Genomic DNA, 20,091 nt, shown 5'->3' with positions numbered 1-20,091 from the left:
GTTTTAATCCTTTTAAAAACACCTGTTGCAAGCGCTTCGGATCGATGCATAAATTGCCCTTGTACCTGGTCGGTTCCGACCTGGGGCTTTCCGGAATGCAATAAGGGTATGACAGTTCTCATGATGACTCGGCTCTCAACCACCGAACTGCCGCAACCCGCCCTCAGATCCTCGGAACCCAGCCAGCTTGCAGTCGAGATTCTCGAGCGTCTGAAATACCGCATCGGCAAGGACCCGAAAGTCGCCAAGCCGCACGACTGGCTGACGGCCGCCATCCTCGTGGCGCGTGACCGCATCACCGACAAATGGATGGACTCCACCCGCAAGACCTATTCGACCGGCGCCAAGCGCGTCTATTACATGTCGCTCGAGTTCCTCATCGGCCGTATGATGCGCGACGCCATGACGAATCTCGGCCTCATGGACGAGATGCGCGATGCGCTTGCCTCGCTTGGCGTCGATATCGACGTCGTTGCCGCTCTCGAGCCGGATGCGGCGCTCGGCAATGGCGGTCTCGGCCGCCTCGCCGCCTGTTTCATGGAATCCATGGCGACCGTCGACGTGCCTGCCTACGGCTATGGCATACGCTACATGCACGGTCTTTTCCGCCAGCAGATGGCCGACGGCTGGCAGGTGGAACTGCCGGAGACCTGGCTCGCTCATGGCAACCCCTGGGAATTCGAGCGCCGCGAAAGCTCCTACGAGATCGGCTTCGGCGGCAGCGTCGAAACGGTCAATATCGACGAGGAAGTGCAGCGTTACGTGTGGAAGCCGGCCGAGCGCGTTATCGCCACCGCCTTCGACACACCGGCCGTCGGCTGGCGGGCAACGCGCGTCAACACGCTTCGCCTCTGGGCCGCGCAGCCGATCGACCCGATCCTGCTCGACGCCTTCAATGCCGGCGACCATATCGGGGCGCTGCGCGAAAGCAACAAGGCGGAAAGCCTGACGCGCGTGCTCTATCCGGCCGACGCCACGCCGGCCGGCCAGGAACTCAGGCTCAGGCAGGAATATTTCTTCTCCTCCGCCTCGCTCCAGGACATCCTGCGCCGGCATCTGCAGCAGTATCCCGACTTCACGTCATTGCCGGACGCCGTCGCCATCCAGCTTAACGATACGCATCCGGCGGTCTCCGTCGCCGAGCTGGTGCGTCTCTTGACTGATGTGCACGGGCTCGATTTCGAACAGGCCTGGGACATTTCGCGGCGGACCTTCTCCTATACGAACCACACCCTGCTGCCGGAAGCGCTCGAGAGCTGGCCGGTTCCGCTCTTCGAGCGGCTGCTGCCGCGCCACATGCAGATCGTCTACGCCATCAACGCCAAGATCCTGATCGAGGCACGCCGGGAGAGGCACGCGACGGACGAGGCGATCCGCAACATCTCGCTGATCGACGAAACCGGCGACCGGCGCGTGCGCATGGGCAATCTCGCCTTCGTCGGCTCGCACTCGATCAACGGCGTATCGGCTCTCCATACCGAGCTGATGAAGGAAACGGTCTTCGCCGACCTTCACGCGCTTTATCCGGACCGCATCAACAACAAGACCAACGGCATAACGCCGCGCCGGTGGCTGATGCAGTGCAATCCGGGTCTTTTCGGCCTGATCCGAGAGGCGATCGGCGACGAGTTCATGGACAATACCGAGGCGCTTCAGGCCCTCGACGCCTTTGCCGACAAGGCGGATTTCCAGGAGCACTTCGCAGCCGTAAAGCGCGCCAACAAGGTGCGGCTGGCAAAGCTGGTCCAGGCGAATCTCGGCATCCGGATCGATCCGTCGGCGATGTTCGACATCCAGATCAAGCGAATCCACGAATATAAGCGGCAGTTGCTGAACCTCATCGAAGCGGTGGCGCTTTACGACCAGATCCGCTCCCATCCCGAGCTCGACTGGGTACCGCGCGTCAAGCTCTTCGCCGGCAAGGCGGCACCGAGCTATCATAACGCCAAGCTGATCATTAAACTTGCCAATGACATCGCCCGCGTCATCAACAACGATCCGGCCGTCCGCGGGCTTCTGAAGGTCGTCTTCGTCCCCAACTACAATGTGTCGCTTGCGGAAGTGATGGTACCGGCGGCCGACCTCTCCGAGCAGATCTCGACGGCGGGCATGGAAGCCTCGGGTACCGGCAACATGAAGTTCGCGCTCAACGGAGCGCTGACCATCGGCACGCTCGATGGCGCCAATGTCGAGATGCGCGACTGGGTCGGCGAGGAAAACATCAAAATCTTCGGCATGACCGCCGAGGAGGTGGGCAAGGCGCGAGCGGAAGGACACAATCCGCGCGCCGTCATCGAAAATTCGCGCGAACTCTCGCAGGCGCTCGATGCGATCGCTTCCGGCGTCTTCTCGCCCGACGACCGCAATCGCTTCTCCGGCCTCGTGGACGGGCTCTACAACCACGACTGGTTCATGGTTGCAGCCGATTTCGAGGCCTATGCCAAGGCGCAGCGCGAGATCGACCAGCTCTGGACCACCCCGTCCGCCTGGTATTCGAAGGCGGTCCGCAACACCGCCCGGATGGGCTGGTTCTCGTCCGATCGCACGATCCGGCAATATGCCGGAGAGATCTGGAGAGCCGGATGACGGTTCCGCCCGGCAAGGATCCAGCCCCCGCCCCGCCAGGCATGCTGCCAGCGCCGGAAATCGCGGCAATACTTTCCGGTACCCACAGCAACCCCTTCGCCGTCCTTGGAGTGCATGCCGCGGGCAAGACCTATGTCGCCCGGTGCTTCGTGCCGGGTGCGGAAACGGTGATTGCCGAAACGCTCAGCGGCAAGGAACTCGGCACGCTCGAGCGACGCGACGAGGCCGGCTTCTTCGAGGGTCCGGTGGCGCTCCGCAAAGAGCAGCCCATCCGCTACCGCGCCCGTAACTACGGCGGCGAGTGGACCGTCATCGATCCCTACAGCTTCGGCCCCGTGCTCGGGCCGATGGACGACTACTATATCCGCGAGGGCTCGCACCTTCGCCTCTTCGACAAGATGGGCGCGCATCCGATCCGGCATGACGGCGCCGAGGGTTTTCACTTCGCCGTCTGGGCGCCGAACGCCCGCCGTGTGTCCGTGGTCGGGAGTTTCAACGACTGGGACGGACGCCGGCATGTCATGCGCCTGCGTGTCGACACCGGTATCTGGGAGATCTTCATCCCCGGCGTGCCCGTGGGTACGCCCTATAAATACGAAATCGTCGACAGCAACGGCACGCTGCTGCCGTTGAAGGCCGACCCCTTTGCCCGGCGCTCGGAGCTCAGGCCCGACACCGCTTCGATGACCGCGGACGAGATCGCCCAGAACTGGGAGGACGAGGCGCATCGGCGTCACTGGGCCGAGATCGATCCGCGCCGGCAGCCGATCTCGATCTACGAGGTCCATGCGGCCTCATGGCAGCGCCGCGACAATGGCGACATGCTCACCTGGGACGAACTGGCGGAAAGGCTGATCCCCTATTGCGTCGATATGGGCTTCACGCACATCGAGTTCCTGCCCATTTCGGAATATCCCTATGATCCGTCCTGGGGCTATCAGACCACCGGCCTCTATGCGCCGACCGCACGCTTCGGCGAGCCGGAGGGCTTTGCCCGTTTCGTCAACGGCTGCCATAAGGTGGGCATCGGCGTCATCCTCGACTGGGTGCCGGCGCATTTTCCGACCGACGAACACGGGCTTCGCTGGTTCGACGGCACCGCGCTTTACGAGCATGCGGATCCGCGCCAGGGGTTCCATCCCGACTGGAACACGGCGATCTACAATTTCGGCCGTCAGGAGGTCGTCGCCTTTCTGGTCAACAACGCTCTCTACTGGGCGGAGAAATTCCATGTCGACGGCCTGCGCGTCGATGCGGTCGCCTCGATGCTCTATCTCGACTATTCGCGCAAGCATGGCGAATGGGTGCCGAACGAATATGGCGGCAACGAAAATCTCGAGGCCGTGCGTTTCCTACAGACGATGAACACCCGCATCTACGGCATCCACCAGGGCGTGCTGACCATCGCCGAGGAATCGACGTCCTGGCCGAAGGTCTCGCACCCGGTGCATGCCGGCGGGCTCGGCTTCGGCTTCAAGTGGAACATGGGCTTCATGCACGACACGCTGCAATATCTCTCGCGCGAGCCCGTGCACCGAAAGTTCCACCACAACGACATGACCTTCGGGCTGCTCTACGCCTTCAGCGAGAATTTCGTGCTGCCGCTGTCCCATGACGAGGTCGTCCACGGCAAGGGGTCGCTGATCGCCAAGATGGCCGGCGACGACTGGCAGAAGTTCGCCAATCTCCGCGCCTATTACGGCTTCATGTGGGGCTATCCCGGCAAGAAGCTCCTTTTCATGGGACAGGAATTCGCCCAATGGCGCGAATGGTCGGAGGACCGCGGTCTCGACTGGAACCTGCTCGAATACAATCTGCATGAGGGGACGCGCCGTCTGGTGCGCGACCTGAACGGCACCTATCGCTCGAAGCCGGCGCTGCATGCGCGCGACTGCGAGGGCGACGGTTTCGAATGGCTGATTGCCGACGATCGTGAGAATTCCGTCTTCGCCTGGCTGAGGAAAGCGCCCGGAGAGAAGCTGGTCGCGGTCGTCACCAACTTCACTCCGGTTTACCGGGAGCATTACGACATACCGCTTCCGGTGGCAGGGCGCTGGAAGGAAGTCCTCAATACCGACGCGGAAATCTATGGAGGAAGTGGCAAGGGCAACGGCGGCGCCGTCCATGCAGAGAAGAGAGCGAACGGAGAGACGATCGCCACCATCACGCTGCCGCCTCTGGCGACGCTGATGCTGGAGCAGGATTAGAGCGTCCCGCCCGACGGGGACTGGCTCGACGGGCGGAACAGGAGGAAATCGTTTGGGCTCGAGGCGCCGAAGAGGCGCCAAGCAGTCCCCCGAAATGATTTTGGGGAGGATAAATGGTGGAAAAACGTACGCAACCCCTGGCCCGTGATGCCATGGCCTATGTGCTCGCCGGCGGCCGCGGCAGCCGGCTCAAGGAACTCACCGACCGGCGTGCGAAACCTGCCGTCTACTTCGGCGGAAAGGCGCGGATCATCGATTTCGCGCTTTCCAATGCGCTGAATTCCGGCATCCGTCGAATCGGCGTCGCCACGCAGTACAAGGCCCACTCGCTGATCCGGCATCTCCAGCGCGGCTGGAACTTCTTCCGGCCGGAGCGTAACGAGAGCTTCGATATCCTGCCGGCGAGCCAGCGCGTTTCCGAAACGCAGTGGTACGAGGGCACCGCCGACGCGGTCTATCAGAACATCGATATCATCGAGGACCATGGCGTCGAATACATGGTGATTCTCGCCGGCGATCACGTCTACAAGATGGACTACGAACTGATGCTGCAGCAGCACGTCGATTCGGGCGCCGACGTGACCGTCGGCTGCCTGGAAGTGCCGCGCATGGAGGCGACGGGCTTCGGCGTCATGCATGTCGACAACGCGGACCGCATCATCGCCTTCGTCGAAAAGCCGGCGGATCCGCCGGGCATCCCCGGCAATCCGGACATGGCACTCGCGTCCATGGGCATCTACGTGTTCCACACGAAATTCCTGATGGACATGTTGCGTCGGGATGCCGCCGATCCCAAATCGAGCCGCGACTTCGGCAAGGACATCATTCCCTATATCGTCGAACACGGCAAAGCGGTGGCCCACCGCTTCACCCATTCCTGCGTCCGGTCCGACTTCGAGCGCGAGGCCTATTGGCGCGACGTCGGCACCATCGACGCCTACTGGCAGGCCAATATCGATCTCACCCATATCACGCCCGAGCTCGACATCTACGACAGCACCTGGCCGATCTGGACCTTCTCTGAAATCAAGCCGCCGGCCAAATTCGTCCATGACGACGAGAACCGCCGCGGCTCGGCCACGTCCTCGCTCGTCTCGGGCGATTGCATCATCTCGGGTGCCGCGCTCAACAGGAGCCTGCTCTTCACCGGGGTCCGGGTGAATTCATACTCCAGACTCGAAAATGCCGTAGTTCTCCCCGACGTGACGATCGGGCGGCATTCGATTCTGCGCAATGTCGTCATCGACAGCCGCGTCGTCATTCCGGAGGGCCTGGTCGTCGGTGACGATCCGGAGCTCGACGCGAAACGCTTCCGCCGCACGGAAAGCGGCGTTTGCCTGATCACGCAAACGATGATCGACAAGCTGGGAATGTAGCCGAGTATGAACATCCTGTCAGTTGCGTCCGAAGTCTACCCGCTGGTGAAGACGGGGGGCCTCGCCGATGTCGTCGGCGCGCTGCCCTCCGCACTTCTCCCGCATGGTGTGCGGACGCGCACGCTGGTGCCCGGCTATCCCTCGGTGCTGAAGAAGCTGAAGAAGAAAAAACCGGTCGGCCGATTCGACAATCTCTTCGGCCATCCAGCCACGGTGCTTGCCGCCGAGGTCAACGGAGTGGACCTGCTCGTCCTCGACCAGCCTGCACTCTATGCACGGGACGGCGGCCCTTATCTCGATTCGACCGGGCGCGATTATACCGATAATTTCCGGCGCTTCGCCGCACTCTCGCTGGCAGCTGCGGAGATCGCGGGGAACGGCATCATCCCCAACTGGAAGCCGGACATCGTTCACGTCCACGACTGGCAGACGGCGCTCACCCCCGTCTATATGCGCTTCGGCCCGGCGCCGGACCTGCCGACGGTGATGACGATCCACAACATCGCCTTCCAGGGTCAGTTCGGCGCCTCGGTGTTCCCGGAACTGGCGCTGCCTCCGGATGCCTTCTCCACGCAATTCGTCGAATATTACGGCGATGTCGGCTTCCTCAAAGGCGGCCTGCAGACGGCAAGCGCAATCACCACGGTCAGCCCTTCATATGCGCAGGAAATCCTGACGCCCGAATTCGGCATGGGCCTTGATGGGCTCCTGTCGAGCCGTGTCGCGGACCTGACGGGCATCGTCAACGGCATCGACGGAGACACGTGGGACCCGCAGACGGACCCGCACATTCCGGCGCATTACGGGCCGGGAACGCTCAAACGGCGCGCCGGCAACCGCAAGGCGCTGGAAGAGCGTTTCGGCCTCGAAAAAGGTCCGGGGCCGATCTTCTGCGTCATCAGCCGCCTCACCTGGCAGAAAGGCATGGACCTCGTCGCCGAAGCCGCCGACGATATCGTGGCACTCGGCGGCAAGCTCGTCGTGCTCGGCTCGGGCGATCCGGCGCTCGAAAGCGCGCTTATGGCGGCCGCGTCGCGCCACCGCGGGCATATCGGCATGGTGACCGGTTATGACGAGCCGCTGTCGCATCTCATGCAGGCAGGCGCCGATGCGATCCTCATTCCGTCGCGTTTCGAACCCTGCGGCCTGACGCAGCTCTATGGCCTGCGCTATGGTTGCGTTCCGGTCGTGGCCCGCACCGGCGGTCTCACCGACACCATCATCGACGCCAACGAGGCGGCGCTGTCGGCGAAGTGCGCCACCGGCTTTCATTTCCTGCCGGTGACGACCGACGGGCTAAGGCTTGCGATCCTGCGCGTCCTGCGCGCATACAATGAACCCAAGCTCTGGGCACGCCTGCAGAACCAGGGCATGAAATCCGACGTTTCCTGGGCCAAAAGCGCGGAACGCTACGTCTCGCTTTACTCCGCTCTTCTCGCGAAAGGCTAAACAGATGATAAGAACCCTCTCGACCAACCCCTATGGGGACCAGAAACCCGGCACCTCGGGCCTGCGCAAGAAAGTCCCGGTCTTCCAGCAGAAGAACTATGCCGAGAACTTCATCCAGTCGATTTTCGACTCGCTCGAGGGCTTCGAAGGCCAGACGCTGGTGATCGGCGGCGACGGCCGCTACTACAACCGCGAGGTGATCCAGAAAGCCGTCAAGATGGCGGCGGCGAACGGCTTCGGCCGCGTGCTCGTCGGCCGCGGCGGCATCCTCTCGACGCCTGCCGCCTCCAATGTCATCCGCAAATACAAGGCCTTCGGCGGCATCGTGCTCTCGGCGAGCCACAATCCCGGCGGACCGACCGAGGACTTCGGCATCAAGTACAATGTCGGCAACGGCGGCCCGGCTCCCGAAAAGGTCACGGACGCGATCTACTCCCGCAGCAAGGCGATCGACAGCTACAAGATCGCCGACGCGCCCGACGTCAATCTCGACGTCGAAGGCAGCCAGCAGGTCGAGGATATGACGGTGACGGTCATCGATCCCGTCGCCGACTATGCGGAACTGATGGAGAGCCTGTTCGACTTCGATGCGATCCGCAAGCTGATCGCCGGCGGCTTCCGGGTCGTGTTCGACGCGATGAGCGCGGTGACCGGGCCCTATGCCAAGGAGATCATCGAAAAACGGCTCGGCGCGCCGAAGGGCTCGGTCATGAACTTCATACCGCTGCCCGACTTCGGCGGCCATCATCCGGACCCGAACCTCGTCCACGCCCGAGCGCTCTACGAGACGATGATGGCGCCGGATGCGCCCGATTTCGGCGCCGCCTCCGATGGCGACGGCGACCGGAATCTGATCATCGGCAAGGGAATCTTCGTCACGCCGTCCGACAGCCTCGCCATGCTTGCCGCCAATGCGCATCTGGCGCCGGGCTATGCCAAGGGACTTGCCGGGATCGCTCGCTCCATGCCGACGAGCGGCGCGGCCGACCGTGTCGCCGAAAAGCTCGGCATCGGCATCTATGAAACGCCGACCGGGTGGAAGTTCTTCGGCAACCTGCTCGACGAGGGCTTGGCGACGATCTGTGGCGAGGAAAGCGCCGGCACCGGGTCGAACCATGTACGCGAGAAGGACGGGCTCTGGGCCGTGCTGCTCTGGCTCAACATCCTCGCCGCGCGCAAGGAAAGCGCACTCGAAATCGCCCGCAAGCACTGGGCAACCTACGGCCGCAACTATTATTCCCGCCACGACTACGAAGAGGTCGACACCGATGCGGCGAACGGCCTGATTGCCGCGCTCCGCGACAAGCTCCCCGCGCTGCCCGGCAAGAGCTTCGGCGCGCTCACGGTCGAGACGGCCGACGATTTCTCCTACCACGATCCGGTCGACAAATCGGTCAGCAAGAACCAGGGCATCCGCATCCTCTTCAAGGGCGGATCCCGCGTCGTCTTCCGCCTGTCGGGCACGGGGACGTCGGGTGCGACGCTGCGCGTCTATATCGAGCGCTACGAGCCGGATCCGGCCCGCCACGATCTCGACACCCAGGAAGCGCTTGCCGATCTGATCGCTGTTGCCGACGAGATCGCCGAGATCAAGGCGCGCACCGGCCGCGATGAACCGAGCGTCATCACCTGAGGGTGCACGCCGCTTTACCCCCTCTGGCCTGCCGGCCATCTCCCCCACAAGGAGGGAGAAAGGATGTGGCACGCTTCTCGCTCTGACCAAGCATTCCGCGTTCAGCGACCTGTCTGTCGAGCGCGAGGCAGCCGCTTGTATTCTCCCCCCTTGTGGGGGAGATGGCCGGCAGGCCAGAGGGGGTAAAGCGGACCACTGTCTTCAACTCAGTGTCAAGAAGGGAAGCACCCCATGCCGACGACCGGAATTCCACCTCTCGGCGTGACGCGCACACCCGACGGGACGCGCTTCGCGGTCTGGTCGCACAATGCCGCCCGCATCGATCTCTGCCTGTTCGACGAAGCGGGCAACACCGAACTCAGCCGCCTGCCGATGCTGCGCGACGGCGATGTCCACAGCATCGAGCTGCCTGACATAGCTGCCGGCACCCGCTACGGCTTGCGCGCCGATGGGGTCTACTCGCCGGACCACGGGCTTTGGTTCGATCCGTCGAAACTTCTGGTCGACCCCTACGCGGCGCAACTCGACCGGCCCTTTCGTCACGACCAGCGGCTGACGGTCTTCGGCGAGGAGACGGCGGACCTCGTGCCGAAGGCCATCGTGACCGAGGTGAAACCGCTAGAGCCGAGGCCGCCGCTATTTCAGGCCGGGGGGCTGATCTACGAGATTGCAGTCAAACCGTTCACCATCCTTCATCCGGGCGTGCCCGAAAGGAAGCGTGGCACGGTGGCTGCTCTCGCCGAACCCGTCATCATCGATCACCTCACAAGCCTCGGCGTTTCCGCGGTCGAACTCATGCCGGTCGTGGCCTGGATCGATGAGCGGCACTTGCCTCCGCTCGGTCTCCACAACGGCTGGGGTTACAATCCGATCGCGCCTATGGCGCTCGATCCACGCCTGGTGCCCGGCGGCATCGAGGAACTGCGCAGGACCGTGGAGGTCCTGCACCAGGCCGGTATCGGCGTCGTCCTCGATCTCGTTTTCAACCACTCCGGGGAGAGCGACCGCTTCGGTGCAACGCTTTCGATGCGCGGGCTCGACAACCTGACCTATTATCGCCACGCGGCGGGCCGCCCGGGCGAGCTCATCAACGACACCGGCTGCGGCAACACGATCGCCTGCGACCATCCTGTCGTCCAGCGTCTGATCCTCGACAGCCTGCGCCATTTCGTTCTTGCTGCCGGCGTCGACGGCTTCCGCTTCGACCTCGCATCGATCCTCGGCCGCGACATGGGCGGCTTCCGCCGCGATGCCGCGCTTTTCTCGGCCATCTCCGCCGACCCCATCCTTTGCGGCCGCGTGCTCATCGCCGAGCCCTGGGACACCGGCCCCGGCGGCTACCAGCTCGGCAATTTCCCTCATTCCTTCCTCGAATGGAACGACCGGGCCCGCGACGACATCCGCCGCTACTGGCGCGGCGACCGGCACGCGGTCGGCGTCCTTGCGACCGCGCTTGCCGGCTCCTCGGACAGCTTTTCCCGCTGGGGCGAGACGGCCACGCGCAGCGTCAACTTCATCGCCGCCCATGACGGCTTCACGCTGATGGATCTCGTTTCCTACGCCCGCAAGCACAATGAGGCGAACGGCGAAGGCAATCGTGACGGCCACGACGAGAACTTTTCCTGGAACAACGGCGCCGAGGGCGCGACCGGAGATCCGGAGATCGCCGCCTTCCGGCAACGCGATGCCATGGCGCTCCTCGGCACTCTCTTCACCTCGCGCGGCGCAATCATGCTGACGGCCGGCGACGAAGGCGGGCGCAGCCAGGGCGGCAACAACAATGCCTATGCGCAGGACAATGCCGTGACCTGGCTCGACTGGAGCAAACTCGACGATAAGCTCGTCGAGCACACCGCCAGGCTTTCCGCCATGCGCCGGCGCTTCTCGGTCTTCGGCGAGACCGGTTTCTTCACGGGCAACGGCGACGTCGCCTGGCTGCGCCTCGACGGGGAGCCGCTGACGGTGGAGGATTGGGAGCACCCAGCAACCGACAATCTCGTCGTGATGCTCGCGACCGAAGATCGCCGTCAGAAGCGCCCGACCCGACTTGCGGTGGTCATCAACCGCAGCCACGCTCCGCACCCGTTCCGCCTGCCTTCAAGCCTCGAGGGCGAATGGCGCGACGCACTCTCGGACCTTACCGTTCCATCCTTCGCACCGGCCCGTTCGGTCACCTTTCTCGTCGAGGTTTTCGAGAGCATTTCCAGGAAACGCGTCTAACGATTTCTGTCCGGAAGTGCCCAGCTCCAGTGAGTTGGATGGTTTCGCTGTTTCATGAAAACAGTGAAACCATCTCAAGACTTAGGACCACTTGCTAGACCTTGCCGAGCCGGCCTATAGATCAGCGGGGAGGCCCATTTCAGGAAAATCATATGCCGCAGGATATTTCACTTTCCGATATCAAGGATCTGATCGGCAAGGAGCTCGGCGTCTCCGACTGGATCACCGTGACGCAGCAGACGATCGACCGTTTTGCCGAGGCGACGAGTGACTTCCAGTTCATCCATACCGACCCGGTGCGCGCCGCGGCGGAGACGCCTTTCGGCGGCACCATTGCGCATGGTTTCCTCTCGCTGTCGCTGCTTTCGGCGATGAACTACAATTGCCTGCCCAAGATCCGCGAGCAGACGATGGGCATCAATTACGGATTCGAGAAGGTGCGCTTCGTGGCACCGGTCAAGAGCGGCGCGCGCGTGCGCGGCCGTTTCACCATGGCAGATGCACGTTTCCGCGGGGCCGGAATGCTGATGATCACCTATGACGTCACGGTCGAAATCGAGGGCGAAAGAAAACCGGCCTTGACCGCCACCTGGCAGACGATCATCCAATTCGACCCGAAGGACCGTCCGGCCGATGTCTGAAGCGCTGGCGGGCGAGACGTGCGTACGCGACGCCTTCCGCGGTCAGGCGAAATCCTGCGACGAACTGGGTTCGCCTTTTACCGCCCGGCTCTGCCGTCTGGTGGCCGACCGGCTGGATGCGAGCTCGGCGGTCGGGGAGCGGATTCTCGGCTGGCGCGGCGATCCGACCTCCAAGGGCGATTCTGTCGCCCTTCGCCTTGCCGGCGCCCTGCATGCCCTGGTTCTCTTGGGCCGCAGCGAAAGCCTCGGAGCAAGTTACCCGCCGAACTCCGCCGATGACGAAACCCTCTGGCAGGCGATCGATCTGGCCATCCGGCAGGAATCCGGCTTCCTTCTCGACCGGCTCACCTCAGCGCCGCAAACGAACGAAGTGCGGCGCTCCGGCGCCCTGCTTCCCGGATTCCTTACGGTAGCGCAGCTTTTCGGGAAGCCGCTTGTCATCTCGGAGATCGGCGCCAGCGCCGGTTTGAACCTGCACTGGGACCGTTACCGTTACGATCTGGCAAGTGGCCGCTGGGGCGATGAAGCCGCTGCTGTGGTCATTGCCCCTGAATGGGCTGGCGGGCCTCCTCCCCTCCGGCCCGTCGAAATCATCGACCGAGCCGGCTGCGACCTCCATCCGCTCAATCCGGCGGACGGCGACGATCGGCTGCGGCTTCTCTCCTACATCTGGGCAGACCAGCAGGATCGGATCGATCGCACCAGGCAAGCGCTGAAAATTGCCGCATCACGGAGCAATCCGGTTGAACGGGCGGATGCCATCGACTGGCTGAAAACGCGGCTGGCGCGCATCTATCCGGGCGCTGCCCACGTCGTCTACCATTCGATTGCCTGGCAGTATCTGCCGGAAGCCGCCCGGAAAGAAGGAGACGCCTTGATTGCTGCCGCCGGCGCGGCGGCGACGCAGGAGGCGCCGATTGCCCGGCTGCAAATGGAGGCGGACGGACAGACACCCGGAGCAGCCCTATCGCTTCAGATATGGCCTGCCGGCGAGACGCATGCCGTCGGCCGTGCGGATTTCCACGGCCGATGGGTCGATTGGAAAGGATGGCCGGAAAGCCGCAATTGATCGCTCATGTGAGCCGTCAGAAGGTGATCACGTGGCGGATCACACGGCCCTGATCGAGAAGGTCGAAGGCCTCGTTGATTTCTTCCAGCGGCCCGGTGCTCGACAGCAGCCGGTCGACCGGGAGCCTGCCGCGCTCGTAGAGGGCGATGAAGCGCGGTATGTCCCGAGCCGGAACGCAGCTTCCCATGTAACTGCCGCGCACGCTGCGCTCTTCGGCCACGAGGCTCACCGCGGGGATGGAGATCTGGCTCGATGGATGGGCAAGGCCCGCGGAAACCGTGAGCCCACCTCGCCGCGTGATGCGATAGGCAAGGTCGAAGGCCCTGACGGAGCCCGCCGCCTCGATCGCGTGATCGACGCCGCCGCGGGTCGCCTGGCGGATATTCTCGGCCGCATCCGGATCGGCTGCGAGGAAGGTGTCGGTCGCACCGAGGGCGCGGGCGAGCTTCAGCTTGTCCTCCGCGAGATCGATCGCGACGATACGTTCGGCGCCGGCGGCGACGGCCCCGAGAAGGGCTGCCAGCCCGACCCCGCCCAACCCGACCACGGCAACGGATTCACCCGGCCGCACCCGGCACGTATTGACGACCGCACCGACGCCGGTCAGCACCGCACAGCCGAACAGAGCCGCCTCCACCATCGGCAGATCCGCCTCGATCCTGACCGCGGAGTGGCGGGAAACCACCGCATAATCGGCGAATCCGGAGACGCCGAGATGGTGATTGACGGGGACTTCCCCGCATGAGAGCCGGCGCTCGCCGGAAAGCAGCGTGCCCTTGCCGTTCGCTTCCGCTCCAGGAACGCACAGTGCCGGCCTCCCTTCCGCGCAGGGAAGGCAGTGGCCGCAGCTCGGCATGAAGCTCATCACCACCCGGTCTCCCGGGGAGATGTCGCGAACGCCGCTTCCGACCGCCTCCACCGTGCCGGCGGCTTCGTGGCCGAGCGCCATCGGCACCGGCCGCGGCCGGTCGCCGTTTATGACCGACAGGTCCGAGTGGCAAAGCCCGGCCGCACCGATCTTGACGAGCAACTCGTCCGGTCCCGGCGGGGCGAGATCTATCGTTTCGATCGAGAGCGGTCTCGTATGGGCATAGGGTCTCTCGACCGGTGACTTCCTCAGCACCGCCGCACGCGTCTTCAAGCTCGCTCCTCCCGTTCCCGAATCCCGGTTCGACCGGCAGAACTTAGCCATCCGTTCGTGAGGATGGAATGCCCCTCATCCGGCTGCCGCCACCTTCTCCCCGCTTTACGGGGAGAAGGGAGATGCTGCACCGCCTCGTCCCCACTACGGGTGAGAAAGGAATTGGAGCTTGCTACGAGTCTCCTTCGCCCCGCTTGCGGGGAGAAGGTGGCCGACAGGCCGGATGAGGGGCCGGAATTTGCCCGTCAGTGCCCCGCGTCTTCCGCGCCTTCGGCCAGCAGCCCGAACACGAAGGGCGAGAACGACCGCCAGCACTCGACACGGAACGTATCCTCGGCGGCTCGGAAGAGAACGATTTCCGCCTTGCCGAAGATCGTGCGCGAGCAGGCTCCGACGGGGAAAATGGAGAGCGAAAGGTCCTGCGGGCAGCCGCTGTTGATTGCCGCTTCCGCGCCCGGCCCGCTGACGATGACGGCCGTGTTCCGGTGCGAAACGTCGACGGCCGCGTGCACCGTCCCGATCGAGGCCGCCGCCGCCATCAGGTCGGCGCCGTCCTCGTCGATCACCAGCCACTCATCGGGACCGAGCCAGAGAACATGACGCCGGCCGGTCGAGGCGGACGTCTTGGGCCGCACGGGAATGGTCACGCCGAGCGCGGCCGAGAGTGCGGGAACCGCGTCGGCCCCGGCGCGCAGCGATACGCGCGAGGCCGGCTCCGCCGGCGTCAGGATTGCCGCCGGCGAGCCGCCACGGCGGCCGGCAAGCGGGGCTTTGCGGGTAGCGATTGCCTGGTCAGCCATGGAGGCGACCTCCTTCCTTGTCAAAGAACACCATGTCGCTCACCTCGACGGCGATCGTCCGGTCGGCCATCGGCACGTAGAGCGTCTGGCCGAGGCGCGCGCGGCCGCCGGCGACGACCGCGAGCGCGATCGAGCGGCCGCAGTTCGGCGACCAGTAGGACGAGGTCACATGACCGAGCATGGTCATCGGCTTCGGTTCGTTCGGATCGGCAACGATCTGCGCCCCCTCCTCCAGCACCACCTGCGGGTCCTTCGTGAGGAGGCCGACGAGCTGCTTGCGGCCTTCCTTGACGAGGTCGGGGCGCTTCATGCCGCGAATGCCGACGAAGTCCTGCTTCTTCTTCGATACCGCCCAGGAGAGGCCGGCATCGTCCGGCGTGAGGGTTCCATCCGTATCCTGGCCGACGATGATGTAGCCTTTTTCGGCGCGCAGCACGTGCATGGTCTCGGTGCCGTAGGCGCAGGCGCCCATCGGCTCGGCCCGTGCCCAGATCGCCTCCCACACGGCCTGGCCGTAATCGGCCGGTACGTTGACCTCGAAGCCGAGCTCGCCGGTGAACGACATGCGGAAGAGCCTGGTCGGCACACCGCAAATGCGGCCTTCGGCAACGCTCATATGGGGGAAGGCTTCGTTCGAGAGATCGATGCCCTCGACGAGCGGCGCGATGATCTCGCGTGCCTTCGGACCCTGCACGGCGATGACCGCCCATTGCTCGGTCGTCGAGGTCAGCCACACCTTCAGATGCGGGAACTCCGTCTGGAGATAGTCCTCCATGTGGTGGAGGACGCGCGGCGCGCCGCCGGTCGTCGTCGTCACATGGAAGCGATCTTCCGCAAGCCGGCCGACGACACCGTCGTCGTAGACGAAGCCGTCGTCGCGCAGCATGATGCCGTAGCGGCAGCGGCCGGGCTTCAGATTGTCCCAGGCGTTGGTGTACATGAGGTTCAGGAACTCGGCGGCATCCGGGCCGACCACCTCGATCTTGCCGAGGGTCGATGCGTCGAAGACGCCGGCCGCTTCGCGAACGGTCTTGCACTCGCGCGCGACCGCCTCATGCATATTCTCGCCCGCCTTCGGATAGAACCAGGCGCGCTTCCAGTTGCCGACATCCTCGAACTCGGCGCCATGCGCCTCCTCCCAGGCATGAATGGGCGTCTTGCGCGCCGGATCGAAGAGGCTTCCGCGCGAGTGGCTGACGATCGTCCCGAAGGTCACCGGCGTATAGGGCTGGCGGAAGGTCGTGAGCCCCACCTGGGGGATTTCCTTGCCGAGCGCTTCCGCCGCGATCGCGAGACCGTGCATGTTGGAAAGCTTGCCCTGGTCGGAAGCCATGCCGTTGGTGGTGAAGCGCTTGATGTGCTCGATCGAATGCATTCCTTCGCGCACCGCGAGACGGATGTCCTTGGCGCAGACGTCGTGCTGGAAGTCGATGAAGGCCTTGACCGTCTTATCCGCACCCGCGCCTTCCGCCGCGCCGATCATGCCGCCCGTCCATTCGAAGGCGTTGCGGCCGGAGAGCGCGACCTGCGCGCCGCCTTCCGCACCCGCGGCACGGGCCGCCAGTTCACCGGCGGCAAGCGCCTCGTCGATCGTCGCCTGCAGGTCGTCCGTGCCGTTGCAGGCGCCGACGGACAGGCATTCCTGTGCATAGGTTCCCGGCAGGAACCGCTCCGTCGCCGCATCGAAGGTCACCTTGCCACGCGACTGGGAGAAGAGATGCACCGAGGGGGTCCAACCGGCCGAGACGAGCAGTGCGTCGACCGCGATCTTGCGGGATGCTCCGCCGCCGTTGCGAGCGACACTCATGGATGCGATCCTGAGCTTGCCGGTGGTATCGACGACCGAGTGGCCGCTCAGCACCTCGATGCCGAGGCTGCGGGCTTCCGCGAGCACCATGTCGCCCGGCTTGTCGCGGCAGTCGACGATCACGGGAACGTCGATGCCGGCCTTCCTCAGGTCGAAGGCCGCCTCATAGGCGGAATCATGGGCCGTATAGATGCCCACCTTCTTGCCGACTGCGACGCCGAAATGGTTGAGATAGGTGCGGCCGGCCGAGGCCAGCATGATTCCGGGGCGGTCGTTGTTGGCGAAGACCATGTGGCGCTCGATCGCGCCATTGGCGAGAATGACCTTCTTCGCGCGCACCTGCCACAGACGCTCGCGCGGAAGCCCCTTATCGGGAGCCGGGAGGTGGTCCGTCACTCGCTCGACGAGGCCGACGAAATTGTGGTTGTAGTAACCGAAGGCCGTCGTGCGGGTCAGCAGCGTGACATTGTCCATCGCCGCAAGCGCCCTGCCCGTCGCCAGCGCCCAGTCATAGCCTGGCTTGCCGTCGATCATGGTGCCGCTGTCGTAATGCAGGGCGCCGCCGACAGCCGGCTGCTCGTCGCACAGGATCACCTTCGCACCGGCATTCGCGGCCGCAAGTGCGGCCGAAAGTCCCGCAGCGCCGGCGCCGACCACCAGCACGTCGCAATGGACGTAGCGGCTTGAATAATGATCCGGATCGGGCTCCGCCGGCGCGACGCCGAGACCGGCGGCGCGGCGGATGAAAGGCTCGTAGAGCTTGTGCCAGGCGGCCTTCGGCCACATGAAGGTCTTGTAGTAGAAGCCCGCGGCGAAGAAGGGCGACAGGAGATCGTTGAAGCCGCCGACGTCGAAGGCGAGCGACGGCCAACGGTTCTGCGACAACACCTTCATGCCGTCGAAGACTTCCTGCACGGTGGCGCGGACGTTCGGCTGCCGGCGCGCGGCATCGCGCGAAACGTCGAGCAGCGCATTCGGCTCTTCGGCGCCTGCTGAAAGAATGCCGCGCGGGCGGTGATATTTGAACGAGCGGCCGACGAGATGGATGTCGTTGGCGATGAGCGCCGAGGCGATCGTGTCGCCCTCGAGCGCCGTCAGCCTCCGGCCGTCGAAGGTGAAGCGGGCGGTGCGCGCCGGCGTCAGGCGCCCGGCGCCCGAAATTCGGTTGACCCCGGTCATTCTGCCACTCCTTCCAGAGCCTCGTAGGTCTCGACCGTTTCGCTCGTCTTCGGCTCGGCGTTAAGATCGGGCTTCGGCTCACCGGCCTTGTAGGTCACGTGGAAGCGGTCGCTCACGGTATCGCGAGCCGCATTGAAGAAGCGGCCGCAGCCGTGGATATGCCGCCACCTTTCATAGATCAGCCCTTTCGGATTCTGACGGAGGAAGAAGTATTCCTCGAACTCCTCGTCGCTGATCTCGGCGATGTTGGCCGGTCTGACGATATGGGCATCGCCGGCATTGCGGAATTCGAGCTCCGAGCGCTCTTCCTCGCAATAGGGGCAGTAAATCAGAAGCATCTGGAATGTCCTCGATCAGAGCGCCGCACCTTTCTTGGAAGGCGCAAGGCCGCTCTACGTTCTTTTCTCTGAAGCGTAATCATCGATCTTCGCTTCGCTCCGTCGGATCATGCTTTAGTGCGCAACGGCGGCCGCGGCCGCCTCGTCGATGAGCCGCCCGGTGCGGAAGCGCTCGAGCGTGAGCCCCGCAGCAAGCCGGTGCGGCTCGCCGCGCGCGATGAGATGGGCAAAGAGATTGGCCGAACCCGGCGTCGCCTTGAAGCCGCCCGTTCCCCAGCCGGCATTGAGGTAGAGCCCGGGCACCGGCGTCACGCCCTGGATCGGCGAACGATCCTGAGTGACGTCTACGATGCCGCCCCATTGCCGCATCATCTTGACGCGGCGGAACATCGGGAAAAGCTCGCAGATCGCATCCAGCGTATGCGTGATGATCTGCAGGCCGCCGGTCTGCGAGTAGGAATTGTACTGGTCTGTGCCGGCGCCGATGACGAACTCGCCCTTGTCCGACTGCGAGATATAGGCATGCACGGAGTTCGACATGACAACGCAGGGGAAGATCGGCTTCAAGGGCTCGGAGACGAGCGCCTGCAGCGGCTGGCTCTGCAGCGGCACGCGCACATCCGCCATCTGCATCAGGACCGACGAGTGGCCCGCAGCAGAGATGCCGACCTTCTTCGCGCCGATGAAGCCGCGATTGGTATCGACGCCGGTCACGCGGCCGGTTTCGTCGCGGCGGATGCCGGTCACTTCGCAATTCTGGATGATGTGCACGCCGCGATCCGAAGCCGCCCGCGCATAGCCCCAGGCGACCGCATCATGGCGCGCAGTGCCGCCGCGGCGCTGCAGTGCCGCGCCGTTGATCGGGTAGCGGGCAGTCTTCGATATGTCGAGCGGCGGGCAGTAGGCCTTGGCCTGTTCCGGCGTCAGCCATTCATTGTCGATGCCGTAGAGCCGGTTGGCATTGATGTGACGCTTGAAGGACTGCTGGTCATGGATGTTGTGCGACAGCATCATCACGCCGCGCGGCGAATACATGACGTTGTAGTTCAGGTCCTGCGACAGGTTTTCCCAGAGCTTCAGCGAATGCTCGTAGATGTCCATGCTCTCTTCATAGAGATAGTTGGACCGGATGATCGTCGTGTTGCGGCCGGTGTTGCCGCCGCCGATCCAGCCCTTCTCGAGCACGGCGACATTGGTGATGCCGTGCTCTTTGGCCAGATAATAGGCGGCGCCGAGGCCATGACCGCCGCCGCCTATGATGATTGCGTCATATTGCTTGCGCGGCTCCGGCGAAGCCCAGTGCGGGCCCCACCCCTTGTGGCCGCGCAGCGCCTCGCGCGCCACGGCAAAAACAGAATATTTGCGCATCCGCCTGCTACTCCATGAACCCGGTAACGTTCGTTGGCGTTAGAAATCGCAAATCCGAGGACCACGCAACGTTTCTTTTGCGACGCGATCCGGCGGACTTGCGCGGTCTTGCGACATCGACGGCCGCCGCCGCAGAGCCATCGGCGCTTTTTCCCCACGCGCGCTCTCTCGCCGCTGGACTTTCGGCACGCGATCTGTTATCCGCTCTTCTAATCGTAGGGTTCTCGCCCAGCGAACGCAAATTTATTGCCTCTCCAAACCTGATGGTGAGGCTTAC

Annotated in this window: 13 protein-coding genes; 8 read left to right on the top strand and 5 right to left on the bottom strand. The window is 64.2% G+C overall.

Annotated elements, in window-relative coordinates; all coding sequences use genetic code 11:
• Positions 1-108 precede the first annotated feature (108 nt).
• From M1D34_RS00695 to M1D34_RS00660, 8 genes are all read left to right on the top strand, one after another.
• On the top strand, positions 109-2,586 hold the full coding sequence (locus M1D34_RS00695; protein WP_017263123.1) for a glycogen/starch/alpha-glucan phosphorylase: 2,478 nt from the start codon (positions 109-111) through the stop codon (positions 2,584-2,586).
• 41 nt (positions 2,587-2,627) lie between these two features.
• Positions 2,628-4,793 (top strand): 1,4-alpha-glucan branching protein GlgB, encoded by a 2,166-nt coding sequence (gene glgB, locus M1D34_RS00690; protein ID WP_498781681.1) that lies wholly within the window; start codon positions 2,628-2,630, stop codon positions 4,791-4,793.
• Positions 4,794-4,906: 113 nt separating this feature from the next.
• Complete coding sequence (gene glgC / locus M1D34_RS00685; protein WP_003533906.1) at positions 4,907-6,169, top strand: glucose-1-phosphate adenylyltransferase; 1,263 nt, start codon at positions 4,907-4,909, stop codon at positions 6,167-6,169.
• 6 nt (positions 6,170-6,175) lie between these two features.
• Positions 6,176-7,618: a glycogen synthase GlgA gene (gene glgA / locus M1D34_RS00680; protein ID WP_498780198.1), complete on the top strand. Its 1,443-nt coding sequence runs from the start codon at positions 6,176-6,178 to the stop codon at positions 7,616-7,618.
• Positions 7,619-7,622: 4 nt separating this feature from the next.
• A complete protein-coding gene (locus M1D34_RS00675; protein ID WP_498780196.1) occupies positions 7,623-9,251 on the top strand; it encodes an alpha-D-glucose phosphate-specific phosphoglucomutase in 1,629 nt (542 codons plus the stop codon).
• Between the two features lie 231 nt (positions 9,252-9,482).
• Positions 9,483-11,471 carry a glycogen debranching protein GlgX gene (gene glgX / locus M1D34_RS00670; RefSeq protein ID WP_498780194.1) on the top strand — a complete coding sequence of 663 codons (1,989 nt, stop codon included), beginning with the start codon at positions 9,483-9,485 and terminating at the stop codon, positions 11,469-11,471.
• A 152-nt stretch (positions 11,472-11,623) separates the two neighbouring features.
• The gene (locus tag M1D34_RS00665; protein WP_003533898.1) at positions 11,624-12,112 is read left to right on the top strand and encodes a MaoC family dehydratase; all 489 of its coding nucleotides are present in this window, start codon (positions 11,624-11,626) and stop codon (positions 12,110-12,112) included.
• Positions 12,105-13,181: a DUF2332 domain-containing protein gene (locus tag M1D34_RS00660; protein ID WP_498780191.1), complete on the top strand. Its 1,077-nt coding sequence runs from the start codon at positions 12,105-12,107 to the stop codon at positions 13,179-13,181. The genes M1D34_RS00665 and M1D34_RS00660 overlap by 8 nt, the downstream gene beginning before the upstream one ends.
• 16 nt (positions 13,182-13,197) lie before the next feature.
• On the opposite strand, the gene M1D34_RS00655 is transcribed toward M1D34_RS00660, so the two are convergent.
• The 5 genes from M1D34_RS00655 to M1D34_RS00635 all read right to left on the bottom strand — a co-directional run bounded on the left by M1D34_RS00655 (position 13,198) and on the right by M1D34_RS00635 (position 19,814).
• Positions 13,198-14,322 (bottom strand): zinc-dependent alcohol dehydrogenase family protein, encoded by a 1,125-nt coding sequence (locus M1D34_RS00655; protein WP_498780189.1) that lies wholly within the window; start codon positions 14,320-14,322, stop codon positions 13,198-13,200.
• 245 nt (positions 14,323-14,567) lie between these two features.
• Positions 14,568-15,122 carry a sarcosine oxidase subunit gamma gene (locus tag M1D34_RS00650; RefSeq protein WP_498780187.1) on the bottom strand — a complete coding sequence of 185 codons (555 nt, stop codon included), beginning with the start codon at positions 15,120-15,122 and terminating at the stop codon, positions 14,568-14,570.
• Positions 15,115-18,108 carry a sarcosine oxidase subunit alpha gene (locus M1D34_RS00645; protein ID WP_498780185.1) on the bottom strand — a complete coding sequence of 998 codons (2,994 nt, stop codon included), beginning with the start codon at positions 18,106-18,108 and terminating at the stop codon, positions 15,115-15,117. Before M1D34_RS00645 ends, M1D34_RS00650 begins: the two co-directional genes overlap by 8 nt.
• A complete protein-coding gene (locus M1D34_RS00640) occupies positions 18,105-18,446 on the bottom strand; it encodes a sarcosine oxidase subunit delta (RefSeq protein WP_003533888.1) in 342 nt (113 codons plus the stop codon). Before M1D34_RS00640 ends, M1D34_RS00645 begins: the two co-directional genes overlap by 4 nt.
• Before the next feature lie 114 nt (positions 18,447-18,560).
• The gene (locus M1D34_RS00635; RefSeq protein WP_010970244.1) at positions 18,561-19,814 is read right to left on the bottom strand and encodes a sarcosine oxidase subunit beta family protein; all 1,254 of its coding nucleotides are present in this window, start codon (positions 19,812-19,814) and stop codon (positions 18,561-18,563) included.
• Positions 19,815-20,091 lie beyond the last annotated feature (277 nt).

It is taken from the genome of Ensifer sp. D2-11, assembly GCF_054161295.1.
The sequence above is the reverse complement of the archived record's forward strand: the minus strand, read 5'-3'. Positions and strand labels throughout refer to the sequence as shown.